Genomic DNA, 24,874 nt, shown 5'->3' on the forward strand with positions numbered 1-24,874 from the left:
AACCCTCCCCATCAGGGGAGGGAGTTGCCCACCTTAACAAGCCTTAGCTCTCCGCTAATCTTCCCCACTATTTAGAGGTGACTTTATGAAAAACTTGATGATCGAGTGTAAAGGTGTAAGCGGGGGTAAATTAACCGTTGCCGCAGGCGCGAAGTATCGTGTGCCGCATTTTGGTGGCGGATAAACGCCGTGTTACCATAAACTTAGCCTATTATTGGGTAAGCTTAGGCAGTTTTTGCACTGCCGCTTTTGCACCTCCTTTCCTACGGATGAAACCGCCATGCAAATTACGATTACTGTTCCAGATACCTTACCGAAAGAACGCCTACAACAACGCATTCAGGAGTTGGAGCAAAGTTTGCTGACCGAAGCTAAGTTCTTTGCCGTTTTTGTTAAGCAACAGGCGGTTGCTGATGATCCTTGGACAAATCCGGCCATTGCCTTGCCGACAGTTGACGCGGGTATTGAGGATTTCGCGCTTAATCATGACCATTATCTTTATGGTTTGGATAAGCCATGAATACGGTTTTTGTTGATACGGCGGCACTTATTGCGTTAGGTAACGAAAGGGACTCTTTTCACTCTGCTGCTTGGCAAATACAACAGGCGTTAGTGCGCAGCCAAACGCGGTTTATTAGCAGCGATTTTGTGGTTGCCGAGTTTTGTAACGCTTTTAGCCGGGTTAAATTGCGGGCGACAGCTGTGCAGATGGTAAATGGCATGTATCAATCGAGGGCATGGACAGTGGTTGCCATTAATGAAAGTCTGATGGCAAAAAGCTTGGAACTGTTTACCCAAATGCGAGGTAAAGAATGGGGCTTAGTGGATTGTAGCAGCATAATTATTGCCAGAGACAAGCAACTTACGCGTGTTTTTACTGCGGATAAGCATTTTGAGCAAGCGGGTTTCGCTATTTTGTTAACATAATGTAACTTCCCCTCCCATGCTATGTGGCTTGCTTTTGATCCTTTGACGTTAGTTGGCGTAATAAGGGTTCTTACCACGTTTTTGCCTGAAAAGCCGTATCGTTGCGCACTATCAGCTGGTCGCCAGTTTGGGCGATGACGAATAGGCCTTGGCGGTAGGCGTATTGGGCGACATTATCCGGTAGTACCATGCCCGTGACCGCACCCATGACGCGCTTGTCCGCATAGCTAGGTAACAGGCGTTTGAGTTTTTCTAGGCGTTGCAAATGGGCGTTGACATCGTCAATGCTTAAGTGGCTTTTGCATTCGATAGCCACCACGTCGCCGTCGTTGACGACCAATAAATCGACTTCTATGCCTTCGCCGTTGCGCTCGGCACTGACGCTTCGGTGGACTTCGTGGACATCAATGCCGCGCTCGCGGAACAGGCGCATGGCGGCGGGATGTAGCTCATATCTGATAAAATCCCCTAACTTACTGCCTAAACGGTCGATGCTGGCACTGACTTGCTGGATTTTTTTGTCGGTTTCTTGGAATTTCCGGTCGGTTTCTTGGAATAACTTCCAAATGTCCTCAAGGGTCGGTTGTGCTAAGCTCATGGCGGCATCTCTTTGTTGTTGATGGCGGATATTTTAACAAAAAACGCTTAACGCCGTGGTTTTGCAAGCGATATGGTAGGCTATGTTTTATCGATGCAGCCTGACTATAATTTTCGCTTTAGTAAGGCGATACGCTACACGCTTCCCCGATTAGCTGCTAGGGGGCAAGTCACTATAACTAAAGCCATTCACTTTCCCGATTTGCCTCATCGTTCGGCGTAGTTCTTGTGGCTATTTCAAAGTGTTTTTTATCCGTCCCAAGCCCCGCTTTTTACCCATCCCCGCCTTGCCTCCCACACCCACAAAAATGGCATAATTGTTGTTTGGGGATACGGATAGAAATATTTAATGATAGGATGTATAGCAACAACCCTTCCCGTTTTTAGTGATTGAGTAAGCAAGAGCCAATGAGTAATGAATATAATGCCGCCGCGATAGAGGTCTTAAGCGGTTTGGAGCCGGTGCGTAAGCGTCCTGGCATGTATACGGATACCACCCGCCCTAACCATTTGGTGCAGGAGGTGGTCGATAATAGCGTCGACGAGGCGATGGCTGGCCATGCCAATAGCATTGAGGTGCTGTTGTTGAAGGACGGCGGGGTGTCGGTGTCCGATAATGGCCGGGGAATGCCCGTGGATGTGCATCCTGAGCAGGGGATGCCGGGGGTGGAGGTGATTTTGACCCAACTCCATGCGGGCGGTAAGTTCTCTAACAAAAACTACCAATTCTCCGGCGGTTTGCACGGGGTCGGGGTGTCGGTGGTTAACGCCTTGTCCGCCAAGTTAGAGGTGGAGGTGAAGCGTAACGGTAAGGTGTACCGGATGACCTTTGCCGATGGCGAGAAGCAAAGCGAGTTGACTGAGGTCGGCACGGTGGGCAAGAACAATACCGGCACGACGGTGAAGTTTTGGCCGAACGAAAAGTATTTCGATTCCAGTAAGGTGTCGGTGTCGCGGCTTAAGCACAATTTACGCGCGAAGGCGGTGTTGTCGCCGGGTTTGAAGGTGATTCTGAAAATCGAGCAGTCGGAAGAGCATTTCGAATGGTATTACCAGGATGGGCTAAAGGATTATCTGCTTGACCGTATCGGTCAGGTGGAGTATTTCCCCGAACAGCCGTTTATGGGCAACAGTGCCGCTAACCATGAGGCGGTGGAATGGGGTGTGGTCTGGGCGGTGGAAAACAGTTCGGAAGTGCTGGCGGAAAGTTATGTCAATTTGGTGCCGACCGCGCAGGGCGGTACGCATGTCAATGGCTTGCGGGCGGGGTTGACCGAGGCGATGCGGGAGTTTTGTGATTTGCGCAGTATTTTGCCGCGCGGGGTGAAGGTCGCGCCGGAAGATGTGTGGGAGAACTGCCATTTTGTCTTGTCGGTAAAGCTGGAAGACCCGCAGTTTTCCGGGCAAACTAAGGAGCGCTTAAGCTCGCGCGAGTGTGTGGCGTTTGTGTCGGGGGTGGCTAAAGACACGTTTAGTTTGTGGCTGAACCAGCATCCGGCGGAGGGTGAGAAGATCGCCGAGGTGATTATCGCCAGCGCCCAAAAACGCTTGCGCTCGAATAAGAAGATCATCCGTAAGAAAATCACCGCCGGGCCCGCCTTGCCGGGTAAATTGGCGGATTGTTCGGCGCAGGATATTGCCCGCACCGAATTGTTTTTGGTGGAAGGGGATTCGGCGGGCGGTTCGGCGAAACAGGCGCGGGAGCGGGATTTTCAGGCGATTATGCCCTTGCGCGGCAAGATTTTGAATACATGGGAAGTGGAGTCCACGCAGGTGATGGCTTCGCAAGAGGTGCATGATATAGCGGTGGCTTTAGGGATAGAGCCGGGGTCGGATGATTTGCAGAATTTGCGTTATGGCAAGGTCTGTATCCTCGCCGATGCCGATTCGGACGGCAACCATATTGCGACGCTGATTTGCGCCCTGTTTTACCAGCATTTTCAGCCGCTGGTGAAGGCTGGGCATGTGTTTGTGGCGATGCCGCCCTTGTACCGGATTGATGTCGGCAAGCGGGTGTTTTACGCGCTGGATGAGTCGGAACGGTTGGGGGTGTTAGACCGTATTAAGGCCGAGAAGCTGAAAGGGACGATTAATGTCCAGCGGTTTAAAGGTTTGGGCGAAATGAACCCCTCGCAGCTTCGGGAAACCACGATGAATCCGGATACCCGCCGTTTGGTGCAGTTGACGATTGCCGATGATGACGAGACTAGCGGGCAGTTGGATTTGTTGTTGGCGAAAAAACGCTCGCAAGACCGGAAGGCGTGGCTGGAGACTAAGGGGAATTTAGCGGACGTGTTGTAGGGGGTTTTCCCCCCTAGGGAACTGCCTTAGGGGGGTATAGGTTTGCCGGGCGTTTAGATTAATGCCATAACGATGAAGCTGATGATCATTGTGCCTAGCACAAAGGTCAGCACGGATTTGTCGTCATTGTCGTTGTCATTTGCTGCCATAAGTCCTCCGCAGATGCTGGTGTGGGACACCCTCTACCGCCGCGTTGGGGACGGCGGTTAAGGGCGGTGTCCGATGGGGGGATTTTGCCCACCGCTATTTAGCATACGGGGAAAAACGCGAAAGTAAAGGCGGGTGGGCAGGATTGGCGGTCACTGCCATTACGTTAATCCTACTTGGTTTTATGTATAGCGTGCGGCATTCGCTAAAAAAGCCGCCCAGCGGAAGTTGCTGGGCGGCTTTTTTTGTTTAAGGCTTTGGGCAGGGCTGCTTAGAAATCGTAGCTGATGCCGATGTCGTAGCCTTCAAAGTTGTTGGGGTTTTCGATACTGAACACATATTTGCCGCTTAGCGATAATGAGTCTGCCAAGCCAAACGTGGCGCGGTCTACCCAACCGATTTTTTTGACGGAGCTCAGTTCAATGCCGACTTCGTTATATTGGCGGACAAACACTTTGGAGCCGGTGAATTCGGTATCGGTGAAGATACCTTTGACTTTTACGTCATGGCCGAACATCGACACCACTTTGCTGGGGAAAATACCGTTTTTAAAGACATAGTTATTGATGTTAGGGTCGGAACTGACTACGCCTTTAATGCTGAGCGGCAAGGTTTTGTAAAAGCCGAACATATTGACGAAGCCCATATCGAGGCCTTGGAACTTGAACTGGTAGTTGCTCGATAGCGAGGTGTTGAATATTTGCCCTAAGGTGGCCAAGTCTTGCGAACCGATAGCGCCGTAACCGACAGTGGGGATCAGATACCAATGATCCGTCAGGGGGTGCATATAGCCAATGCCTAAGCTGCCTTGGTAAGAAGCAGCTTGCCCTACGGTAATATAGTTGAACTGACCATTGAGCAAGAGTTTTTTACGCGGGTCATCCGCGCTAATGCTAAAGGCTTTGCTGACAGGTACGCTCAGCACAGAAATGTCAACTTTACCGCCTTGGGTATAAGTGCCGCCACCCACGCCGACCATGATAGGGTTGGCGGAAGAGATGCTGGTGGCTTTGCCGGCGCTGCTGCCGGATGTCGACGTGGATGTCGAAGTCGATGTAGTGGCTGAAGGGGCATTGGTGGCGAAGTCGAAATTGCCGCTGACTATCTGGCCTTGTAAGCTGGTGGGGTTGCCGGCGATTTGTGAGTTAGGGGTGTTGGCGACCTGATATTGCAAGATTTTGGTATAAGTGCCGCCAGTGTCGTTGCGCAGGTAGTTTTCCATCTGTTTGGTGCTGTTGCTACGGTTGGTGCCTGTAAAGGTCTTGCCCTGTAAACCGACTGAGGGAATGTCCAAAATCAGGGTGTTGCTCTTTTCATTAAACGTCACCACAATAGGTACGCCTTGATAAACCGTGTTGGCGGTCACCCCCCAAGTGCTGTTGTAACCGGGAAAAGACGGCTTAAAGCCCTTTTCCTTGAGCTGGTCAAAAAAGTTATTGGCGGTGTCGAATGAAAACGATTTGGAGGATTGTGCTTGGGTGTCTGGATTGGTGACGGTAATGAGCGCATCAAACACACCGGCAAACGCGTAATAAGGCAACAGCGACAAAGCTAGCGTTGCGGTTATTTTTTTCATAATAAAGCCCCTTGTTAAGAATAAATAAACGGTGCGGCTGAGTTGTTCTGCCCAGCTTTGTTTACGCGAAATAGCATAAATTAATATTTTTTATTTTTCCGTGAACTATTTCACATTCTTGCTTAACAATAATGGATGCCGGGAAATTGCGCAAGCGGTGGGCGGAAAAACTTTCTCTTAAGCCTGCTGCCTAATGCCAGCCCATTTGCCAAATAGTTTTGTCTTTCAATAAGTTCCAAGCGATTTCGTATTCATTGTGATTTATTACCGCTTCTAAAATACAGGCGATAACCACCTCCTGTTCGTCCTTAATTAAGCGCGTCACCAAAAAATGCTTTTCTTTGTTGGCAGGCGTTACCGCCGTCCATTTGCTCAAGAGCAGTTTTTGCGGATTGATCAGCCTTTTATTCATGGCTTAAGACTTCTTGTAAGGCATCGCTAAGCAAGGGGTAGCGGAAGCTATAGCCATGCTCCAGCAGCCGTTGCGGCAACACGTTTTGGCCACCCAGCAAAAGTTCGGACATCTCGCCTAAGCCCAGCTTTAAGAGGCTGGCGGGTAGGGTTAATAAGGCCGGGCGGTGCAAGCAAGCGGCTAAGGTGCGGGTAAATTCGCGGTTAGTGACCGGATGGGGGGCGGTGGCGTTATACGGCCCGTGTAAGGTGGTGTCGTACAGCAAGGTTTGGGCAATGCCCAGCCAATCTTGCAGGTGTATCCACGACATCCATTGCTGGCCGTTGCCTAAGCGTCCGCCTAAGCCGAAACGGAAGGGCAGTAACATCCGTTGCAAAAAACCGCTGCCCGCGCCGACGACTAGGCCTGTCCTTATCAGGCAGACCCGGGTGCCTTGGGCTTCCGCTTGGCGTGCCACCTGTTCCCAATCATGGCAAAGCTGTTGCGAAAAATCTTCATGCACCGCCGAATATTCGGTCAGGGGGGTATCGCCTTGGCAGCCGTAATAGCCGATGGCCGACCCGCTGACCAGCACTTGGGGCGGGGTGGGCATCCGCGCCAGTGCGTCCAGCAAGCGTTCGGTCAAGCCGATGCGGCTGCTGCGGATGAGCTGTTTTTGGGCAGGTGTCCAGCGGCCCGCAAATATCGGTGTGCCCGCCAAGTTAATCACCGCCTGATAAGACGAGTCCGCGTTAATGTTTGCCATGTCGTCCAGCACCTTTAAGCCTGGTCTGCCTATCTGCCGGACAGATTGCGGGTTGCGGGTCAGGATAGTGACGGTGTTGTTTTGGTCGTACAAGTTACGCGCGAGGGCGGAGCCGAGGAAACCGGTGCCGCCAGTAAGCAGAATGTCCATGATTTTCCCTTATAATTAAGTGGTGGTCAGGAGGGGGCTGTTAGGGCTTCTAAGTGTGTGCATATATCTTTTAACATTTAACATTGTTATCTCTGTAACCCCCTCCCAACCTCCCCCTTGCCAGGGGGAGGGGCTTTTTCCCCTGATTTTCGCCTGTTCGACGGGGAAAACGCTCCCTCCCCTGCGAAGGGGAGGGCTGGGGTGGGGTTTAATTCGCAAATGTTAAAAGATATATGCACACCTACTTATACTTGCCCTGCCATTGATATACCACGAATCGGCACTTAGGGCTATTTTCAGGTGTAGGTCAGGAGCATAATGTAATTTTGTACATGTTTTGTACAGATATGAATTGACAAAATGCGTTGTGCTTGTAAGTTGATAAGCAAGATTCAGGGTCAGTCAGAGGTGTTGCCGATATGCTTAGCCGTTGTGCCTAAGTATGGGCGGCACAGGCTAAATGGCATGAATTTCGTATTGCTTTCTTAATCTGCGCTGATAGGTTAAGAAGACTCCCGTCCTCCTCTATAAGCCCTCCTAGGTTGTCTATGGGAGGGCTTTTTTTTTAAGGTGATCTAGGATGAAAGCGATGGTCTTAACAATAAGCCGCTTAGGCAAAGGGCTGGTGGCAATAAATTTTTATATCGCGGTACTGGTGTTGGCGGGGTTTTGTCTGTTGTCAATTTCAGACGGTTATAGCGTGTTTGATTTTAACGGCGATTTATACGGGGCATTGGATAACAATCTGCGCATGATGATTGTTTATCTGGGGATGATTGAGCTGGTGGTGTTTTTTTACTGCTGGCTGAGCAAAAAATTTCAGGTGATGACCTTAGTGGGCTTTTTTCTGATTTTGATGATTGAATCCATCCAATTTTATGGCGAAGTCAACACGGTGGAGATTGACGAAAGCCTGCCGCTGTTCTTTTTGTACACGGGCTTATCGCATCTGGCGTTTGGCATTATGTGCATTGTGGACGGCAACCGTTTAAAACAACAAACCGACGAAGCCCCTTAAGTTATCCTCAAGCAGGGGTGCTGTTGCCTCTGCTAAGGGGGCGGCAACAGCACCCGCCCCCCTCCAGAGCATTCCGCTAACAACGCGGTATTGCCAGCAGAGGGCCTTTATCTTTCCAGCAAGTCCAATTTACCTTCTTTACCGTTCCACGCATCGGCATCCGCTGCGGCGGGCTGCACTTCGGTGATGCTGGGCCAAATTTTTGACAGTTCGGCATTTAAGGCGATGAATTGCTCTTGGCCTTCCGGCACTTCGTCTTCGGCAAAAATGGCGTTGGCGGGGCATTCGGGTTCACATAAGGTGCAGTCTATGCACTCATCCGGGTCAATGACCAAAAAGTTAGGGCCGGCATGGAAACAATCGACCGGGCAGACATCAACACAGTCAGTAAATTTACATTTAATACAATTTTCAGTGACTACAAAAGTCATAGTGGTTACCAGAATAGATTTTAATAAAAGTGACTATTTTAGCAGAAACCCTGCGTCCATAGAACACCGAGTTAACCAACCGGGCTTTATTTGTTGCTGGCGGAGGTGTTGGCGTTGGACAAATGGTCTTTTTTACGGTTTAAGGGGCTGCCATCAACGGTTGTTAGGGCCTGTTTCGCCTCTTCTTCAAGCCGGGTATCGGCAAAAACCTGTTCCGGCCTGACCGGTGCGGTGCTGGCGCGTTCAAAATAGGGCAGGGCTTGGTCTTTTTTGCCTTGATCCACTAAGTATTGCGCGTAATAAAAATTGCTGTCGATGCCGTTCGGGCTGATTTTTAGTGCCGCTTGGAACATTTTTTCCGCTTCTTCGTCATCGCCGAAGGCAATCGGCCAGCCTGGGGTCAGGTGGTATAACGTCCCTAAGACCACATACGCCGACCCGCCCATGGTTTTAGGGTCACTGGCGATCACTTGCTTGAGCATTTCGCGTACCTCATGCACCGCGCTTAATGCCGACACCGGATCTTGATGGTCGGCATAGCTGGCTTTAATGACGGCCTGCCAAAATAACGCCCCGGTTGCTTTGGGGTATTGCCCGCACAGCTTAACCGCCTTTTCCAGCAATTGCGCATAAGCGGGGCCTTGCTGTTGTTTGGGCAGTTGATAATAAATCTTCGCCCAGTCTGTTTCTATTGCATTTAACGCGTCGGTGATAGGGTCGGCGCGGGTGGGGCTGGCCGCTAATAACACCGAGGCCAATACAGCGTATTGTAAGGCTTTTAAAGGAAATAGGGTTTTCATAATGACATACCTCCAATGCCGTGCGGTTAAGGAAAGGTTTGTTAAGCAGGGTGGCGCATTAGCGCTATACTCTGAACGGTCAAATTTTCGGTTTTTGGAGCGCGGTCATCTTGACCGCAACTGGCGGGCAAGATGCCCGCGCTCCCTCCCACTAAAAACCGAAACCCTGACCGCTATAGCCAGCTTTAGTCCTTATAGTACCACTGTGAATAAGGGTGGGCGACCAAGTTATTATTATAATAGCGCAAATCATCGGTCACTTCCGCCCCCAGCCACGCGGGTTTACGGAACGTCTGGCCGACGGCGGACAGTTCAATCTCAGCGACGCACAGGCCTTGGTTTTCGCCAGCAAACTCGTCAATCTCCCACAAATTGCCGTCATCCAGTACCAAATGGCGGGTTTTTTCAATCAGCGGCTTCCGGCACAACTGGCTGATGATCTCATCGGCATCGGCTAAGGGGATTTCGTATTCGTACTCCTGCCGATGTGTGCCGATCACCGCGCTTTTGATGTTCAGCCACGCGTGTTCGTCGCTGATCCTGACCCGAATCGAAGTATGCGCTTCCGAGCTTAAATAACCTTGACGGTAGACCACCGAGCGGTGGACGTGTTCACGCCAACCGTCATTCGCCAGCAAAAATTTATGTTCAATTTCTACCGCCATCGTTAACCTGCCTTGTTAGGGTGTGGGTTGCCGCCATACATTTGCGTTTGCGCACAGGCGCAGGGCGAACGGGCTGGGGCGGCTTTGGCGGTAAACGTAAGCGGGATATGGGTTGTACTGCTCATAAGATACGGGTAGGCGTGGGGAAATAAGACAGATTATAACGCTATGTTTGGGGTTGCGTCTTGTTTGGGGTGTTACTTTTGTGCAACAACCAACCGCCGGACACCTTCCACCACTTTTAACCAAGCTTCATTCTCTGAATTCCAATGGGTTTTATGTACCACAGGTACGTCTTTATCCGGTAATGCGTTGTATTTGGCAAAATCCAAATCAGTCCAGAGGCAAAAATCGACTATCACCGGAATCAGCTTGCATTCCTTCTTTTGGCAACGCTCTTCAATTAGCGGCAGTTCGACTGTTTGGATATAATCGGTCGCCATGCTGTTTGCTGAGACCAGATAAAGCACTATATCGGCCTTGTTCAATTCTTCTTTGATTTTCTCATCCCACTCTTCCCCGCCGCGCAAATCCTGATCGTTCCAAGTGATGATTTTGTTGCGCAAACCCGATAGGTGTTTAAGCAATGTGTCTTTATGGTGTACGTCGTGCTTGGAATAGGAAATAAAAACTTTCAAAGTAGGCATATAAATCACGTTATTATGTTTGTTTAAGATAAGGTAATCGGAATATTCATTGTAATTTTTGGTTGCTGAACGAGTGACGAGATAATCTAGCTTTTCTTTTGGGTATTCACACGGATGATCATCTTCTAATGCTTTTCCAATATCGTCATCTTCTAATATTTCTAATTGAATCACCGGATTCTGATTATTGAGTTTGTTAATAACGGACTTTGCATAATTGACCCAAAAATTCTTTAAGTCTCTTTTAAGATAGCAAAATACTGCGTTTTTAATAGTTTCATTTCCCAGTTCATCAATATAAAGCATAAAATGATTGCAAATGCTTAAGCTTTTATTTTTACCTACATAAAGAAATAGCACAGGCTTTGATTTTTCAATTAAAATACCATCGCCAAGTCCTAAGCTATAATAAAATTCACTAGATTGCTCATCCCCAACAACAAAAATAATGGCATCAGATTGTTTTACGAGTTGCTTTATAAACTTATTGTCTGTTTGCCCTTTATAGATGTGAGGAGAGAAAATGTGGTTAAATGTTTTTTTTGTATGATTACAGAACTTGTCAAAAACGTAATAGTTTTGATCGTCGTTGATATCAGTAAAGCAAATAATAGAAATTGATATCATGACTATAACTTAAGGTTAATCCATGTTTCAACTGAATCCAGAAACTCTTCAATAGAATCTAAAGAATATCTTAAAATAATTTTATTTTTTGTATCCAGTGGTAAAGAAAAATCTTCGGTATCTTTGTTGCAATAATACAGGATTTTCTTGTCATTTGGTTGTCGTATATTTGTTTTGCCATCTAACTCGATAATATTGAAACTGCTGTTTTTTTCTGATTCAGTACACGTTATGTCAAGTATTTGTAGTCGAAATTTAATTTTTTCTTTTACCCTGGCGTTTATTCCGTGTAAATAAGTGGAGTTACTAGGGATTTTTCGATTATTGTATTCTTGTACCCAGTTTGGTGGTTTATTATTTTGGATGCCATCCAGCAGTTCCAGTACATTGACATCTTCATAACTGCTAGGGCATTCCACGGTCAGTTTGCCATCGCGTTTGCGTTGCAATAGCCGTTTTTGGTTGAAGCTTTCTGGTATAGCCTTGGTAAGGCATTGCCGACAATGGCACGGCACCCACTTTTCGACTTTGTCGTTAAGCCGGAAGCTCTCATTTAAGGCATCCAAATCAGCGGCGATTATGGTCAACAATGCCTTACGCTCTGCGCCTCTGGCGCGTAAGGCAATTTCATCACCCTTTGGGGCAATTTCCGCCAACAACTGCGTGCCGTCGCGTTCAAACAATACTCCCGTCATCCAGCCCAATTTTGATTCCGGAACATAGCGGTGTTGGCGTACCATTAAGCGGTTGATAAGACCCTTGGGCATAAACTCATAACGGTAACGTAACACCAAATCACCGGGTTTTTCCCACGCATTTAATTCTTGGGGCTTGGATGGCGGCAATAATTGTGGGGTCAACCACATTTCGATACCCGCATCAGGCAAGCGGTAACAGAGCTCAAACATTTGCATCAGAGCCAACAATTCAGGGTGCATGTCAGCATAGAGCGAATCTTGCCAAACCCGTTGGCAATCTTGCAAGGTAAAACGCCCCCAAGCTTTTTTGACAATTTCATCATCGAGCATTTTAAATACGGCCTCGGTCGCCCAAGTGTTTTGCAATATCACTGTCCGTGCCAAGAGCGGATCATCCTGAAAATGCAAGAACACGCCTAAATCGTGCAGATAGCGGCTTAAATGCAAGGCTTTGCCACGGTCAAAGTCCAGATGTTTTTCATATAAAGCAAAATAGTCTTGTTGGGAAATATAGGCTTGCTGTTGCGCCCGTTCTTCAATGTCGGCACGGATGGCGACCCAACGGGCAGGCAATTCTTCGCCAATGTGAGGCAGTTGCTTGGCGTAGAACTCCAAAGCTTCACGCAATTTATCCACCGTGTCGGGGTATTCCAGATTGCCTTGATACACTCCCTTGACATTAGCAAAGCGGCCTTTGATGCCCACCTCGTCTATGGTCTTGCTACGCCCACCTTTTTCATTCTGGAAAATCAACACCGGACTGTGGTCACCTAACTGATCGACCACTTCTAGCCAGTATTTAAAGCCCTCATCCTGCACAGTTTTGTTATTTTTGCGGGTATCGTCCAACAGCACATATAGCGAGCGTTTGGTGAGGAAAAACTGATGGGTGGCATGGTAAATCTGTTGGCCGCCAAAATCCCAGACATTCAGCCGGAAATTGCGGCCATTATCGAGCGTAAAGTCGTGGCGGTAGATGTCAATGCCCTTGGTGGTTTCGGTTGCTTCGGGTAAGGGCTTATCGCATTGGTAAAGCCTCCGCAATAAACTGGTCTTACCCGCTCCGCCTTCACCAACAATCAACAGCTTAGCTTCGTACAAATGATCGACCCCTTGGCTGGTTTGTTCTTGGAAATAATTGACGATGGCGGTGATGCCTTGTTTGGCGATTTCGGCGGGCAGGTCGGTATTGGTAAGGGGGCAGTCTTCTACACAAATGCCCTGTTCCTGGGTAGCCCATTTAACGGGGATTCCTTGCTTTCTCAGGGATTCTAAGGGGGATAGGTCGGAGACTTTCGTATACGCGACATCAATCGACTGCAAAGCCACTAAGTCAGCCAGCGGGGATAGATCGGAGACATCTGTATTTCCGGCATCAAGCACTTGTAAGGCCATCAAGCCCGTCAGCGGGGATAGATCGGAAACTGGCGTACCCCTGACATTAAGTGATTGCAAGGCTGCCAAGCCCGCCAGCGGGGACAGATCGGAAACTGGCGTACCCTCGGCATCAAGCTCTTGTAGAGCCACCAAGCCTGCCAGTGGGGACAGGTCGGAGACTGATGTTTTCGAAACAACAAGCCATTGCAAGGCGGCCAAGCCTGCCAACGGGGACAGATCGGAGACTGGAGTTTTCCCGACATAAAGCCATTGCAAGGTCGCCAAGCCCGCTAGCGGGGATAGATCGATAACTTGTGTGTTTTCGATAGAAAGCGATTGTAAGCTTAACAAATGGCTTAACGGGGACAAATCGGTTAAGGCAGATGTGTCGTCATAATTGCTGTGTAACCAAAGTTTTCTGAGCTTTTTTAAAGGGACAAACGGGGCAGGCCTCAGCCTATCTATTTTATTAGGAGCATCTTTATTTGAAGATGCTGTCCGCCCATTTTTATCCCACCATGCACCAGAAAACGACAACTCCTCCAACCAAACCAATTCCCCCAGTTCCTCCGGCACTTCGGTCAAACCACAGTTGCCCAAGTCCAAAAACGTGGCCTTAGTTTCCTTATTTTCTGCGATAAGCCGCAGTGCGAGTTCTGACATGGGGTTGTTTCCTGCAAGCGATTAACGGGTGAGTTACGGTCTATAGTGGTGGGTGTCAGTTGGCTTTATAACACATCCCCTAAAAGTATAACACCCGTGTTTTGTTTGTGTCTTGGTTGTGGGTAGGTGATGCGGTAGGCCTTCCCCGTTCACATACCCACGCACTTGCAGGGTGTAAAGGGCATAAACAGGAAGGCAGTTTATTTACCCACCTAATCGCCGTCAGGTAACATCCGCCAGCACCGCCTCAACTTCGGCGATACTCAATTGCACAATCGCGGCGATGGTGGCGGGGGGTAATCCGGCTTGGTGGGCGTTGATGATGGTGGTGCGGCGGTTTTGTGCTATTTGCTCTAGGCCTTGTTGAATGCCTTGTTCCAAACCCTGTTGAATACCCTGCTTAAGCCCTTGCTCCTGCCCTTGTCGCAAGGCCAAGTCAATCGAGCTTTTTTGGATGAGTATAAAATCGCGTTTGCGGTGTTGCAGATCCAGCTCTTCCGCGCTCAAGTTGGCCTCGTTGGCGATGGCGAAGGCTTTTTCCTGTTCTTGTCCCAGGTTTTTCGGGATGCAGTCCAACTTACCCGCGTTTTTGATAAAATACAGCCACTTGTCCTGCACGCTGTCCAGTTCGGCTTCGGTTTTGGTAAATTTGGGCAGTTCGATGAACACCAGCTCGATGTCGCCGCTGTATTCGATGAAACGGGCTTTTTCCAGCAGTTTGAAGCAGTTAATCAGGGGCTGGCCGGGGAACATCACAAAGTCGGTCAGGGTCAGGGCGATGACCGGGTTGAGCAGGTGGAACTGCTCGCCTTTGCCCAGTTGGGCGGAGTAGTTTTTCGCGGCGTTGTAGAGGATGCGCTTTTCAAAGCCTTCATGGTTGAGCACCTGCATTTCGATAATCACGCGGCTGCCGTCGTCCAGTTCGGCTTTGACATCGACGTAAGTGTCCTTCATGCCTTTGAGCATGGGGATGTTGTACGGGTCGACGATGGTCAGGTCGCGGATGAGCCGCCCGTTGACGTTGATCAGCGCGTTGAGGAAGCTGATTAAGATGTCTTTGGAGCCTTCGCTGCCAAAGACTTTTTTAAAGGCAAAGTCGGTTCTGATGTCGAGAAAGTTCATAAGCGGCCACTCCGTCAAGGGGAACGTCATTTTACCGCGCTTATGTACCAAACCAACGGTTATGTCTATGGCAGGCTTGTGCGCTTGGTATAGAGACTATCAGAAAACCAGGATAATCAAGCGGCTGGCAACATAATTTCAACTTTGAGGCCGCCCTCTGCCCGATTGCCCACCTTGATCTTGCCATGATGGGTTTCCAGCGCTTTCAGCGCAATGGTGAGTCCTAAGCCGATGCCTTGGGATGTTTGATGATGGGAGCCACGAAAAAAGGGGTCAAAAATAGCGGATAATTCTGTTTCAGCTACGCCGGGGCCTTGGTCGGTAATGTCTATATGCAGTTGGTGGCCACTGGCGCAAAGCTTGGCGTTCACGCTGACTTTACTATGGCGGCGGGTATATTTGACCGCATTGCGCAACACATTTTCAATGGCTCTGCTGAGTAGGTCATAGTAGCCTTGAAGAAATATTTCCCCGGCGATGTTTAAGTCGATTCCGACGTGTTTGCTATCCGCTTCAAGCCGGGCATCTTCAACAATTTCAGAGAGTAACTCATTGATGTCGATCATTTCCAGTTTGCCGATGACCCCCGCTTCCAGCCTTGAAATGGCCAGTAATTCGCCGATCAGGTCATTCATCCGTTGCGATTCCTTTTCAATCCGTTCCAGCGTTAGCGGGATTTTATCCGGCTGCTGGTAGGCCAAACCGATAGCCGTCTGAATTCTGGCCAACGGCGAACGCAGTTCGTGCGAGACATCATGAAGGAGCCGCTGTTGCGCATTAACCGATAATTGGATTTGGCTCACCATGTAATCGAAGCTTTTGCCTAAATCAGCCAATTCATCGTGGCGTTGGCTCATAATTTGGCCAGCGCGGGTATCAAGATCCCCCCGGGCAACGGCACTAAATGCTGACTGCAATTGCCGTATTGGTTTGGCAAAATACCACGCCGATACGCCACTAAAAATAAGGCTAATAAAAAACCCTAAGGTGATCGGTAACCAGGGCGGCGGCGGGTCGGGGTGTAACTGCTTGGGATTTCTTGCTGAATTATTGTCAGAATACAGCGCAAATAGCAGATAGCTCTGGCCTTCATCGGTCTTTATGCGCCGAACGCCAGTAGAATGGGAGGCCGCTAAGGATTTAGCCTGGGCGAGGATGTTTGGCGCGACTTCGCGCCCCAGCACATCCTTACCAACATCATCGATTGCAAAGATGGGTGGCATAGCCGGATTATGGCGGGATTCAGCCAAGAAGCTGCGTAACCCGTCTATGCCGCCTTTATTAACAATAAGGCTGGCAGTGCTGAGATAAGGGGCGGCAGGGTCGGCGGCTATTTGTGGTTGGTTCCGGCTGGCTCCATTCGCATTTAGCACCGCGTTGCGTTGCAACCAGAAGGCGCCACCCATACTGCCGCCCATTGTCAGCAAGGCCAGCCAAATGACGATGAAAAATTTCCAGAATAGTTTGCCCATGGGTCACACTTTAACGAATAAGTAACCTTTACCGCGTACTGTCAAAATACAGGAGCGGCCTTCCGGCAGGTTGCCGAGTTTTTGCCGGATACTGCTTAAATGGACATCGATACTGCGGTCAAAGCGTGCTAAAGGTCTGCCTAAGCCTTTTTCTGAAAGTTCTTTTTTGCCAACAATGGCCCCGGCATTAACGGCCAGGACTTCAAGCAGACTAAACTCCGAGCTGGTCAAATCCAGCTGTTGGCCTTGCCATTCCGCTTTGCGTTGCTTCGGCCATAGGGTCAGTGCCCCCTCAACGATTTTATCATCGGGGTGTTGGGAGGACTCTAATCGGCGCAAGATCGCGCGAATGCGTGCTACCAGCTCACGCGGAGTACACGGCTTTGGCACATAATCATCCGCCCCCGATTCAAGGCCGACGATACGGTCGACATCATCGCCTTTGGCCGTCAGCATTAAGACCGGGATTTGGCTGTCCAGGCGAATCCGGTTTAAAACCTCAATGCCCTTCATGCCGGGTAACATGACATCTAACACTACCAAGTCATAGCTGCCTGAAAGGGCCTCTTGCTTACCCGCTTCGCCCTCGTGTATGGCAACCATATCAAAACCTTCCTGTGTCAGATATTCCGTCAGCATTCCGGTGAGTTCAACATCATCGTCTATTAGCAATATCTTAGCCATTATTTAAACCCTGATTTTAATGTCGGCAATAGTAACGGCTTTTAACAAAATTTACCAAAATTTACATTCCCTTAACGGCAGTTAACGTTACTTCAGCGATACTAATCACCAAGAAAATCAAAACGATTTTTGAATGATTGAATGGGATTTGCAGACTGATATGCCGGAAATTGAAATAAGCCCTACCTGCCCGTCACAAATTTTACGTTATTACGTTAATCAAATGATTGATCTGAATACTATCAAAAGATGGCTTATTTTTGCCGGGCTAATGCCATTATTGCCTGGCTGCATGGTCGGGCCGGATTACCAGCGTCCGCCGACGACTTTTCAATCCAAATGGGATACGGCATTGATACGTCAGCAGACAGGCGACCGGGAAAACCTGCATACCTGGTGGCAGTCCTTTCATGATCCCATATTGACCTCACTGATTACCCAAGCCCGCTTGGGCAACCGCGATGTGTTTCAGGCCGAAGCCAGACTGCGCGAAACCCGCGCCAACCGCGACTTGTCTGTAGCCAATATTCTGCCGACCTTATCGATGAACGCATCGGCGAGCAAAAACCAGCCCAGTAGAGCCTCCCGTTTTGGTCAAGTCGGCCAATTCGGCGGTTCCTATAATCAGTTTAGCCAGGGTTTGGATGCCAGTTGGGAGCTGGATTTATGGGGCAAGCAGCGGCGTTCCATCGAATATGCCGATGCCACGCTGGGCGCAAGCGAAGAGGATTTGCAGGATGTGCTGATCAGCTTGTGCGCCGAAGTTGCTTTGAATTACATTGATGTAAGACGTTACCAAAATGAATTGGTTATTGCCAAAAACAGCCTGAAAGCACGGCAGGAAACCTACGATATAGCCTGGTGGCGGGCGCAAGCCGGGCTGGTGTCCGAGGTCGATGTGCTCCAGGCTAGGCTCTCGGTCGAAAGTACCCGCGCCGATATACCCAAATTAACCAGCCAGCTCGAACAAGCCAAACATGGCTTGGCGGTGTTGTTGGGAAAGCAGCCTACGGCGTTAAATGCCTTATTAGCCCAGTCCGCGTCCATTCCGGTCGCCGCTAATGACATTGCCATCGGTATCCCGGCGGATGTGTTACGGCAAAGGCCGGACGTGCGCCGTTCGGAACGCAAATTGGCGGCGCAAACCGCCCAAATCGGCGTCGCCGAAGCCGCCGCTTACCCCAGCTTTACGTTGTCTGGGTCGATAGGTTTGGAATCTCTGTTGGCGGCCAATCTGTATACGGCTGCGGCCAAAACGTTTCAAATGGCGGCCAGCTCGGCGTGGGTGCTATTTGATTCTGGCCGCATCCGCAGCAATGTAAAAATACAAACGGCGCTTCAGGAGCAGGCTTTAGGACTCTATCAAAACACTATTCTGACGGCGTTAAAAGAGGTCGAGGATTCCCTTAACGCGCTTAATCAGGAGTGGCAACGCCGCGACGCGCTCCAAGCCTCCGCAACTGCCGGAAAAGATGCGTTGACGCTGGCCGAGCAACAATATCAAACGGGAACAACCGATTTTCAAAGGGTATTGGATTCCCAGCAATCATTACTGACAGCTCAAAATCAATTGGTCGAAAGCGAAGCGGAAACCGCCTCAAACCTGATCCGGCTTTATAAAGCGTTGGGCGGAGGATGGGATATTAATGCTACCAAGCCAAATCAGACTCATCATTAATAAACATGCAAACACAAAAAGACATAACAAAAGTCCTTGAAATAGGCGATCACAGCGGTAAGTCTCGCTGGCTCTGGTGGTTGTTGGCGGCCATGATTTTACTTTTTGTTCTAGTTGGCGTTTTGTGGATGGGGCAGCCAGCACCCGTCCTTTATCAAACCGAAAAAGCGCGGCGTGGTGATTTGGTGGTTACGGTCAGCGCCACAGGCACACTCTCGCCAGTCAATGAAGTCCAAGTCGGTATTGAAGTGTCGGGCACCATCGAAAAAGTGTTTGCCGATTACAACGATCAAGTGAAAGTCGGGCAAGTGCTTGCCAAGCTGGATACCCGAAGGCTGGAAGCGCAAACCCAGCAAAGCGAATCGGCGTTAGAAGTGGTGAAGGCGAAAGTTCTTCAGGCGGAAGCGACCTTGCAGGAAACGCAATTAAAACTCGACCGTTACAATCAGACCCGGCAATTGAGCGGCGGCAAAGTACCTGCATCCGTGGAGATGGATACGGCGCGGGCAAACTTGACCCGGGCGAAAGCCGATCTGGCGAGCGCCAAGGCCTCCGTATTGCAATCCGAGAACACTTATAAAGACAACCGGATTCAGTTAAATAAAGCTGTGGTGCATTCCCCCATTAACGGCGTTGTGCTGGAACGCTCAATCGAACCCGGACAAACCGTCGCTTCGTCGTTCGAATCCCCTGTTCTGTTCAAACTGGCGGAAGACCTGACAAAAATGGCGTTGCAAGTCGATGTTGATGAGGCGGATATCGGTTCGATTCGGGAAGGTCAGGAAGCCACGTTTACGGTAGATGCCTATCCCGACCGGACATTTCCGGCGCTTATCACCCAAGTCCGCTACGGATCTGAGACGGTGGACGGTGTCGTGACCTATAAAACCGTATTGGCCGTCGATAATACGTCACTTTCGTTGCGTCCGGGCATGACCGCCACCGCGACGATTACGGTCAGTAAAAAAGCCGATGTGCTGTTGGTCAGCAATGCCGTACTGAGATTTTTTCCGCCGCAAGCAAGCGCCGCTGAAAAAAAATCCAGCGGCGGATTGCTTAGCGCCCTGCTGCCGCACCCGCCTGCTTCCGCCTCCAAACCGGAAGCTGTTTTGAATACCACCGGGAACCAGCAGCAAGTGTGGACAATCAGCCAAGGAAATTTAAAACCTGTCCCCATCAGTAAAGGCGCAACGGATGGTGCTTTTACTGAAATTGCGGGCGGTGCAGTCGATACCGGTACTGAATTAGTGACCGGGATTTTAGAAACCTCTCATCAGTAGGACAACAATGGCAGACAATCCATTACTGGCGCTACAGGGAGTGACGAAAACCTACGGCACGGGCGATAGCCAAATGCACGCATTAGCCGGGGTTAATTTAACGATCAATCCGGGCGAATTCGTCGCCGTCATGGGGCCTAGCGGTTCAGGGAAAAGCACTTGCATGAATATCTTGGGCTGTCTGGATATGCCTAGCGGCGGCGATTATCACTTCCAGGGTGTGAACGTCGGCGGTCTGACCCGAGACCAACGCGCCCTGTTACGTCGGCATTATCTGGGCTTTGTTTTTCAGGGCTTTAACTTGCTCAACCGCACGACAGCGTTGGAGAATGTCGAACTGCCGCTGATCTACCGGGGCTTGGATACGGCGACACGGCACCGCTTAGCCAAAGCGGCTTTGGATGCCGTCGGTTTATCGTCGCGTGAAACCCATACGCCCGGCGAGCTTTCTGGCGGTCAACAGCAACGCGTTGCCATTGCCCGGGCGATTGTAACAGCACCTTGCTTGCTTCTGGCGGACGAGCCAACGGGAAACCTCGACTCGAAACGCAGTGTCGAGATTATGGAGTTGTTAACCGCCATTAATCGGGATCAGGGCATCACCGTCGTCATGGTCACACATGAACTGGATATGGCGGATTATGCGAAGCGCATTATCGCCTTCAAAGACGGTTTAATTGAAAGCGACAGGATAATTAATGGCTAATTTATGTTAGGAAATGCACTCTTATTGGCTTTCAGGACATTGCGGCGCAATGCTATGCGGTCGCTATTGACCATGCTGGGCATTATTATTGGCGTAGCGGCGGTTATTGTTGTGGTCACGTTAGGCAGCGGGGCTACCCAGCAAGTGAGCCAACAAGTCGCCAGCCTAGGCAGTAATTTATTAATGGTCAGCGTGGGTAAACGGATGGGGCCGGGACAGGTATCCGGCGCAGAAGCTTTCAAGCTGGCCGACGCAGAAGCCTTGGCCAAGGACGTTTATGGGCTGGTCGCCGTCGCGCCTGTCGCATCGGGTTCAACCACCGCCATCTACGCGAATGAAAACTGGTCGACGAACGTTTCCGGCACAACGGACGCTTTTTTTTCGGTCAGCAACCAACCGGTTGCCGAAGGGCGGCTGTTTACCGCCAGCGAAGCGCGGCTCGGCACGGCGGTTTGCGTTATAGGGCAAACTGTGGCGACCAAGCTGTTCCGCCTGCAAAACCCCTTAAACAACCGGATTCGCCTGCAAAAATTATCCTGCGAAGTCATCGGGGTTTTGAAAGCCAAAGGCCAATCGACCATGGGGACAGACCAGGATGATCTGGTCGTTGTACCGTTACGCACTTACCAACGCCGTATAGCGGGTAATCAGGAGATCAACCTGATTAAAGTCTCGGTGCAGAGTGGCCATGATACTGAAAAAGTCAAACAGGGGATTGAAAGCATCCTGCGTACCCGCAGGCACCTTGCCAGTACCGAGGAAAATAATTTTAATGTCATGGACATGAAAGAGATCGCCGCGATGCTGTCGAGCACCACCCAAACCATGACGGGGATGCTCAGCGCAGTCGGCGCAGTCAGCCTGCTGGTCGGCGGCATCGGTATTATGAACATCATGTTGGTTTCTGTGACGGAACGGACGCGGGAGATCGGTATACGCTTAGCCATTGGCGCTTTGGAGAATGAAGTGCTGTTGCAGTTTTTGGTGGAAGCGGTGGTGCTGTCATCCTTCGGCGGCCTTATCGGCATCCTTCTGGCACTGGGCATAGCATTGGGATTATCCGGCCTTCTGCAAGTGCCGTTTGTCTTTCAAGGCGGCATTGTTCTTACCGCATTTTTATTTTCGGCGGCGGTAGGTGTGGTCTTTGGCTATTTTCCGGCACGGAAAGCCGCCCGATTAGACCCGATAGAGGCTTTGAGGCACGAGTAACTGATTTGTTACTCGGTGTATTTAACATTCAAAATCCTCCCCTATTGGACGCGATAAGCCAAGTAGCCCGGTAGGGTACGCTGTGCGTACCTTTTTTACGGTATTGTTGTTATATCGTTAATGAAGGTACGCACAGCGTACCCTACCGGGCTGTTTAAGGATATTAGGGCAGTATCGGATAAGTCCTCATAACCGAACACTTTGGCATCACGCACACAGGTGTCCATTAGGTCGCGTGTCCGTTCTAAAAAAGCCACATCAATACAGTCCATTTTTGTGTTGTAATCTAAGGGATTGATGCACCGTTCCGGTTTGGGTATTCGGCTAGTTCCTGTTTCTTAGGCTCCGCCTGCTTTTGCTTTTCCTGCTTTTCCTGCTTTTCCTGCTTAGCCCTTATTTCCCTTAAGTCTTCCAGTTCCTTGTTCCAGTTTAATCTTCCACGGTATTTATCCATGACGGCTTACCCATGATTTTTTAAAAAAGAAGGTTGATTTTTACAAGCTCGGCTTACAAAGCATCCTGCCAAACGCCCATCTAAATCACGTTACGTTACATTCATCAACGGACATGAAAATACCGACTACTCTTCACGTCGCTTGTTTAATCCAGAAACAACTGCGACCAGCAACAAGCTGTATACCCAGCCAAATAGGATTTCAAACCACATGAGTAACCGGATGTAATGTTTAGGCGATTCCCATGATTTTAATTCACCTAACCAGGTATTTTTGGGTGTGGGAATCATCGGAGACCAATCATGTTCTTGCTGTAAATCGACCAAAGGTAAAATCAAATCCAGCGAATACAGAAAAGGGCTAAAGCCAGTGTATTCTTCAGGTAACTCTGAACACAGATACCAATTCGGTTGAGGCGTACATTCCAATTCAAGTATTTCAGCCGTCTTACAGATGTCATATTTTGGATTTTGAAATACCAACGGATTGCTGGGGGCAAATACGCCTTCGTATGCGGCATACGAATAAAATGCGCCGCAAGCCAAAAAAACAATTAGCATTTCAATGAGCAAACGAGACGGTGTGTAATAACCATAACAGAAAAGCACTCCATATAGCCTATGAAGACCACGACTAATTATTAGATACATCCACGCCAGTATTTTGTTTCGATTTTTTGGAGATTGACCAACCACATTAGCTTCTCGTCGTCGGTCTTGAAAAGCAATTGCAACTAATCGTACATCTTCAAAATACCCCATGCCATAAAGCACTTTTTGTAATTGTTGCCAAGGTTGAGGTTTAAATTCATTTTTGTCATTCAAATGTAGAGGAGTTTGTTTTTCTAGCCACTCAATCCGACTTTTTGCATCGGTAAGAACATTTTTTCCTCCTAGTCTTTCATAAACAAAGCCATTTAAAATTAATTGTCCCTTTGACCAAGAGTCAACATCATCACTCAAAGTCCCTGCTTTGGCACCCATTAGCGAAACACGACCATTAAGCACTTTCATTTTTTGAAAACGAAAAAAATGGGCAACAGTTAGTCCTTCAACATCGAGAGCTTTTTCATTTTTGCCGTCGATTGTACCGCCATTGCAGTCCAAATCACCTACCATTGTGCGTGCCAGACTAACCAGACCCGTAGCACTAAAGCCTTCACCCAAAACAACTTTTCCTAAAATAACAGCAGCCGGACAGAGTAAGGCATATTCTCCATTTCCATTGAAGTTACTATTTTGACAAATCAAATCAGAGCCGATCCGACTAGCGGATAAACTAACCACACCGTTAGCCGTAATATTGAATAAAACAATGGCTCCTTTTATTACTGCCGATTCACAATTCAAAGCAAAGGCAGGTGAGTTATAAATAAGTCCCTCGTTAAATTCTCCAGATTCGCACTCTAAGAGACCTATTTGGCTATCAGTAAAAATAACAGGCCCAGTAGCTGTAAAATTATTTAAAAAAACGCCGCCTGTAATAATTGCTCTTCGGCAAGCCAATATAGAAATCCGGCTATTTTTACAATAAAAATCACCACCTATCTGTGTTCCTAAAAAAGAAATCGTCCCATAAGAAATAAACTTTTTCGTTAAATCATCGTTACCATTTAGATAGATACTCCCTCTGATGACTGCATTTTCGGCATTTAAACCATTCTTAAATTGGGCTGCATGACACTCTAAATTCCCTGATATTTGTGCGGACATCAATCGGATTACACCAGTGGCATTAACATCGTTTAAAAAAACGATACCTTTGATTTCTGCATTATCAAAATTCAACGAATTGTCACTGTATTGACCACTTTGAAATATCCCTGTATCACACACTAAATCGCCATTAATCTCCGCTCTTATGAAACGAACTTCACCTATTGTTTTAAAGTTATCACGCAAAAATACACTACCTTTAATGATGGCGTTATCGCATAACAAAGCATGACCATTGTTGTTACATAAAAATATCCCATGATCACACTCAAAACTGCTACCAATCTCAGCTCTTGTGAAACAAACGCCACCTGTAGCATTAAACATATTTAAAAATACACTGCCTTTAATGATGGCGTTATCACACTCTAAAGCATATTTATCTACTTCGCTTTGAAACACCCCATTCTTACAATCTAAATCACCATCAATATGAGCGCCGGGGAAACGAACTGAATTTTTGGAAAGAACATTCTCCAAAAACACAGAACTACTACATCTCATACGGTCTGCCTTTAAACCATTTATCCAAGAACCTATAAAACTTAAAAAACCTCTAATATGCACATCCTTTAAAATAGGCATTTTTTCAAAATAACAATGAGTAAATGATAAACTCTGGGGAACAGTCATACCCTCAAGGTTTAATTCATCTTCTATCCAAGCATTTGTAAGAAGCACGCCTCTTTCATGTACAGGAGCATTTTCATCACCACCTAAAGCTAGAAAACGCAAAAAGTCAGCTCGAACCGTATTTTCTTCAGTTTTTTCT

24 protein-coding genes are annotated in these 24,874 nt (G+C 48.7%); 8 read left to right on the forward strand and 16 right to left on the reverse strand.

What is annotated here, in order from left to right; genetic code table 11:
- Positions 1-280: 280 nt before the first annotated feature.
- A complete protein-coding gene (locus tag AADEFJLK_RS00830; RefSeq protein WP_103972972.1) occupies positions 281-520 on the forward strand; it encodes a hypothetical protein in 240 nt (79 codons plus the stop codon).
- Positions 517-927, forward strand: a complete 411-nt coding sequence (locus tag AADEFJLK_RS00835) for a type II toxin-antitoxin system VapC family toxin (protein WP_103972973.1) — start codon at positions 517-519, stop codon at positions 925-927. The genes AADEFJLK_RS00830 and AADEFJLK_RS00835 overlap by 4 nt, the downstream gene beginning before the upstream one ends.
- Before the next feature lie 70 nt (positions 928-997).
- Here the strand turns inward: AADEFJLK_RS00835 and AADEFJLK_RS00840 are convergent, their stop codons facing one another.
- Positions 998-1,525 carry a DUF3782 domain-containing protein gene (locus AADEFJLK_RS00840; RefSeq protein ID WP_103972974.1) on the reverse strand — a complete coding sequence of 176 codons (528 nt, stop codon included), beginning with the start codon at positions 1,523-1,525 and terminating at the stop codon, positions 998-1,000.
- Positions 1,526-1,932: 407 nt separating this feature from the next.
- On the opposite strand from AADEFJLK_RS00840, the gene parE reads away from it, so the two are divergent.
- Entirely contained in the window at positions 1,933-3,825 is a 1,893-nt protein-coding gene (gene parE / locus AADEFJLK_RS00845) for a DNA topoisomerase IV subunit B (protein ID WP_103972975.1), read from the forward strand.
- A gap of 418 nt (positions 3,826-4,243) precedes the next feature.
- Here parE and AADEFJLK_RS00850 read toward each other — a convergent pair whose 3' ends face one another.
- The 3 genes from AADEFJLK_RS00850 to AADEFJLK_RS00860 form a co-directional block, all read right to left on the reverse strand.
- A complete protein-coding gene (locus AADEFJLK_RS00850; RefSeq protein WP_103972976.1) occupies positions 4,244-5,548 on the reverse strand; it encodes a hypothetical protein in 1,305 nt (434 codons plus the stop codon).
- 190 nt (positions 5,549-5,738) lie between these two features.
- On the reverse strand, positions 5,739-5,960 hold the full coding sequence (locus AADEFJLK_RS00855; protein WP_103972977.1) for a TIGR02450 family Trp-rich protein: 222 nt from the start codon (positions 5,958-5,960) through the stop codon (positions 5,739-5,741).
- A complete protein-coding gene (locus AADEFJLK_RS00860) occupies positions 5,953-6,855 on the reverse strand; it encodes a TIGR01777 family oxidoreductase (RefSeq protein ID WP_103972978.1) in 903 nt (300 codons plus the stop codon). Before AADEFJLK_RS00860 ends, AADEFJLK_RS00855 begins: the two co-directional genes overlap by 8 nt.
- Positions 6,856-7,444: 589 nt before the next feature.
- Between AADEFJLK_RS00860 and AADEFJLK_RS00865 the strand changes: the two genes are divergently transcribed.
- Positions 7,445-7,873, forward strand: coding sequence for a hypothetical protein (locus AADEFJLK_RS00865; RefSeq protein ID WP_088621679.1), 429 nt, complete (start codon positions 7,445-7,447; stop codon positions 7,871-7,873).
- Positions 7,874-7,980: 107 nt separating this feature from the next.
- Here AADEFJLK_RS00865 and fdxA read toward each other — a convergent pair whose 3' ends face one another.
- The 9 genes from fdxA to AADEFJLK_RS00905 all read right to left on the reverse strand — a co-directional run bounded on the left by fdxA (position 7,981) and on the right by AADEFJLK_RS00905 (position 17,059).
- Positions 7,981-8,304, reverse strand: a complete 324-nt coding sequence (fdxA, locus tag AADEFJLK_RS00870; protein WP_088620606.1) for a ferredoxin FdxA — start codon at positions 8,302-8,304, stop codon at positions 7,981-7,983.
- Between the two features lie 86 nt (positions 8,305-8,390).
- Complete coding sequence (locus AADEFJLK_RS00875; protein WP_103972979.1) at positions 8,391-9,104, reverse strand: TRAP transporter TatT component family protein; 714 nt, start codon at positions 9,102-9,104, stop codon at positions 8,391-8,393.
- Positions 9,105-9,289: 185 nt separating this feature from the next.
- Positions 9,290-9,769 carry a CYTH domain-containing protein gene (locus AADEFJLK_RS00880; RefSeq protein ID WP_103972980.1) on the reverse strand — a complete coding sequence of 160 codons (480 nt, stop codon included), beginning with the start codon at positions 9,767-9,769 and terminating at the stop codon, positions 9,290-9,292.
- A 2-nt stretch (positions 9,770-9,771) separates the two neighbouring features.
- Positions 9,772-9,894 (reverse strand): hypothetical protein, encoded by a 123-nt coding sequence (locus AADEFJLK_RS25805; RefSeq protein WP_282957348.1) that lies wholly within the window; start codon positions 9,892-9,894, stop codon positions 9,772-9,774.
- A 72-nt stretch (positions 9,895-9,966) separates the two neighbouring features.
- On the reverse strand, positions 9,967-11,043 hold the full coding sequence (locus AADEFJLK_RS00885) for a toll/interleukin-1 receptor domain-containing protein (protein WP_103972981.1): 1,077 nt from the start codon (positions 11,041-11,043) through the stop codon (positions 9,967-9,969).
- Positions 11,044-11,045: 2 nt separating this feature from the next.
- Entirely contained in the window at positions 11,046-13,781 is a 2,736-nt protein-coding gene (locus AADEFJLK_RS00890; RefSeq protein ID WP_103972982.1) for a COR domain-containing protein, read from the reverse strand.
- Positions 13,782-14,003: 222 nt separating this feature from the next.
- A complete protein-coding gene (locus AADEFJLK_RS00895) occupies positions 14,004-14,903 on the reverse strand; it encodes an Rpn family recombination-promoting nuclease/putative transposase (protein WP_103972983.1) in 900 nt (299 codons plus the stop codon).
- 116 nt (positions 14,904-15,019) lie between these two features.
- Positions 15,020-16,375: an ATP-binding protein gene (locus AADEFJLK_RS00900; protein ID WP_103972984.1), complete on the reverse strand. Its 1,356-nt coding sequence runs from the start codon at positions 16,373-16,375 to the stop codon at positions 15,020-15,022.
- 3 nt (positions 16,376-16,378) lie between these two features.
- Complete coding sequence (locus AADEFJLK_RS00905) at positions 16,379-17,059, reverse strand: response regulator transcription factor (RefSeq protein WP_198328298.1); 681 nt, start codon at positions 17,057-17,059, stop codon at positions 16,379-16,381.
- 133 nt (positions 17,060-17,192) lie between these two features.
- Between AADEFJLK_RS00905 and AADEFJLK_RS00910 the strand changes: the two genes are divergently transcribed.
- From AADEFJLK_RS00910 to AADEFJLK_RS00925, 4 genes are read left to right on the forward strand one after another with little or no spacing between them, the layout of a single operon-like run.
- Positions 17,193-18,737, forward strand: a complete 1,545-nt coding sequence (locus tag AADEFJLK_RS00910) for an efflux transporter outer membrane subunit (protein ID WP_249027946.1) — start codon at positions 17,193-17,195, stop codon at positions 18,735-18,737.
- A 5-nt stretch (positions 18,738-18,742) separates the two neighbouring features.
- Complete coding sequence (locus AADEFJLK_RS00915; RefSeq protein ID WP_103972985.1) at positions 18,743-20,017, forward strand: efflux RND transporter periplasmic adaptor subunit; 1,275 nt, start codon at positions 18,743-18,745, stop codon at positions 20,015-20,017.
- 7 nt (positions 20,018-20,024) lie between these two features.
- Complete coding sequence (locus tag AADEFJLK_RS00920; protein ID WP_103972986.1) at positions 20,025-20,723, forward strand: ABC transporter ATP-binding protein; 699 nt, start codon at positions 20,025-20,027, stop codon at positions 20,721-20,723.
- Positions 20,724-20,726: 3 nt separating this feature from the next.
- Entirely contained in the window at positions 20,727-21,932 is a 1,206-nt protein-coding gene (locus AADEFJLK_RS00925) for an ABC transporter permease (protein WP_088620597.1), read from the forward strand.
- Positions 21,933-22,027: 95 nt separating this feature from the next.
- Here the strand turns inward: AADEFJLK_RS00925 and AADEFJLK_RS24950 are convergent, their stop codons facing one another.
- The 3 genes from AADEFJLK_RS24950 to AADEFJLK_RS24955 form a co-directional block, all read right to left on the reverse strand.
- Complete coding sequence (locus AADEFJLK_RS24950) at positions 22,028-22,204, reverse strand: hypothetical protein (RefSeq protein ID WP_211299121.1); 177 nt, start codon at positions 22,202-22,204, stop codon at positions 22,028-22,030.
- Positions 22,205-22,218: 14 nt separating this feature from the next.
- Positions 22,219-22,386, reverse strand: a complete 168-nt coding sequence (locus AADEFJLK_RS24290) for a hypothetical protein (protein ID WP_170064996.1) — start codon at positions 22,384-22,386, stop codon at positions 22,219-22,221.
- Positions 22,387-22,512: 126 nt separating this feature from the next.
- On the reverse strand, positions 22,513-24,874 hold a 2,362-nt coding region (locus AADEFJLK_RS24955), incomplete at its 5' end, for a hypothetical protein (RefSeq protein ID WP_211299122.1).

It is taken from the genome of Methylovulum psychrotolerans (genome assembly GCF_002923755.1).
GTDB lineage: Bacteria > Pseudomonadota > Gammaproteobacteria > Methylococcales > Methylomonadaceae > Methylovulum > Methylovulum psychrotolerans.

Bases quoted from the DNA above. Each gene is read 5' to 3' on its own strand.
- fdxA (WP_088620606.1), bottom strand. From the start codon at position 8,304: ATGACTTTTGTAGTCACTGAAAATTGTATTAAATGTAAATTTACTGAC.
- AADEFJLK_RS00910 (WP_249027946.1), top strand. From the start codon at position 17,193: ATGATTGAATGGGATTTGCAGACTGATATGCCGGAAATTGAAATAAGC.
- AADEFJLK_RS00850 (WP_103972976.1), bottom strand. From the start codon at position 5,548: ATGAAAAAAATAACCGCAACGCTAGCTTTGTCGCTGTTGCCTTATTAC.
- AADEFJLK_RS00860 (WP_103972978.1), bottom strand. From the start codon at position 6,855: ATGGACATTCTGCTTACTGGCGGCACCGGTTTCCTCGGCTCCGCCCTC.
- AADEFJLK_RS00885 (WP_103972981.1), bottom strand. From the start codon at position 11,043: ATGATATCAATTTCTATTATTTGCTTTACTGATATCAACGACGATCAA.
- AADEFJLK_RS00890 (WP_103972982.1), bottom strand. From the start codon at position 13,781: ATGTCAGAACTCGCACTGCGGCTTATCGCAGAAAATAAGGAAACTAAG.
- AADEFJLK_RS00865 (WP_088621679.1), top strand. From the start codon at position 7,445: ATGGTCTTAACAATAAGCCGCTTAGGCAAAGGGCTGGTGGCAATAAAT.
- AADEFJLK_RS24290 (WP_170064996.1), bottom strand. From the start codon at position 22,386: ATGGATAAATACCGTGGAAGATTAAACTGGAACAAGGAACTGGAAGAC.
- parE (WP_103972975.1), top strand. From the start codon at position 1,933: ATGAGTAATGAATATAATGCCGCCGCGATAGAGGTCTTAAGCGGTTTG.
- AADEFJLK_RS00875 (WP_103972979.1), bottom strand. From the start codon at position 9,104: ATGAAAACCCTATTTCCTTTAAAAGCCTTACAATACGCTGTATTGGCC.
- AADEFJLK_RS00905 (WP_198328298.1), bottom strand. From the start codon at position 17,059: ATGGCTAAGATATTGCTAATAGACGATGATGTTGAACTCACCGGAATG.
- AADEFJLK_RS00925 (WP_088620597.1), top strand. From the start codon at position 20,727: ATGTTAGGAAATGCACTCTTATTGGCTTTCAGGACATTGCGGCGCAAT.
- AADEFJLK_RS24950 (WP_211299121.1), bottom strand. From the start codon at position 22,204: ATGGACTGTATTGATGTGGCTTTTTTAGAACGGACACGCGACCTAATG.
- AADEFJLK_RS00880 (WP_103972980.1), bottom strand. From the start codon at position 9,769: ATGGCGGTAGAAATTGAACATAAATTTTTGCTGGCGAATGACGGTTGG.
- AADEFJLK_RS00920 (WP_103972986.1), top strand. From the start codon at position 20,025: ATGGCAGACAATCCATTACTGGCGCTACAGGGAGTGACGAAAACCTAC.
- AADEFJLK_RS00830 (WP_103972972.1), top strand. From the start codon at position 281: ATGCAAATTACGATTACTGTTCCAGATACCTTACCGAAAGAACGCCTA.
- AADEFJLK_RS25805 (WP_282957348.1), bottom strand. From the start codon at position 9,894: ATGAGCAGTACAACCCATATCCCGCTTACGTTTACCGCCAAAGCCGCC.
- AADEFJLK_RS00835 (WP_103972973.1), top strand. From the start codon at position 517: ATGAATACGGTTTTTGTTGATACGGCGGCACTTATTGCGTTAGGTAAC.
- AADEFJLK_RS00895 (WP_103972983.1), bottom strand. From the start codon at position 14,903: ATGAACTTTCTCGACATCAGAACCGACTTTGCCTTTAAAAAAGTCTTT.
- AADEFJLK_RS00915 (WP_103972985.1), top strand. From the start codon at position 18,743: ATGCAAACACAAAAAGACATAACAAAAGTCCTTGAAATAGGCGATCAC.
- AADEFJLK_RS00840 (WP_103972974.1), bottom strand. From the start codon at position 1,525: ATGAGCTTAGCACAACCGACCCTTGAGGACATTTGGAAGTTATTCCAA.
- AADEFJLK_RS00900 (WP_103972984.1), bottom strand. From the start codon at position 16,375: ATGGGCAAACTATTCTGGAAATTTTTCATCGTCATTTGGCTGGCCTTG.
- AADEFJLK_RS00855 (WP_103972977.1), bottom strand. From the start codon at position 5,960: ATGAATAAAAGGCTGATCAATCCGCAAAAACTGCTCTTGAGCAAATGG.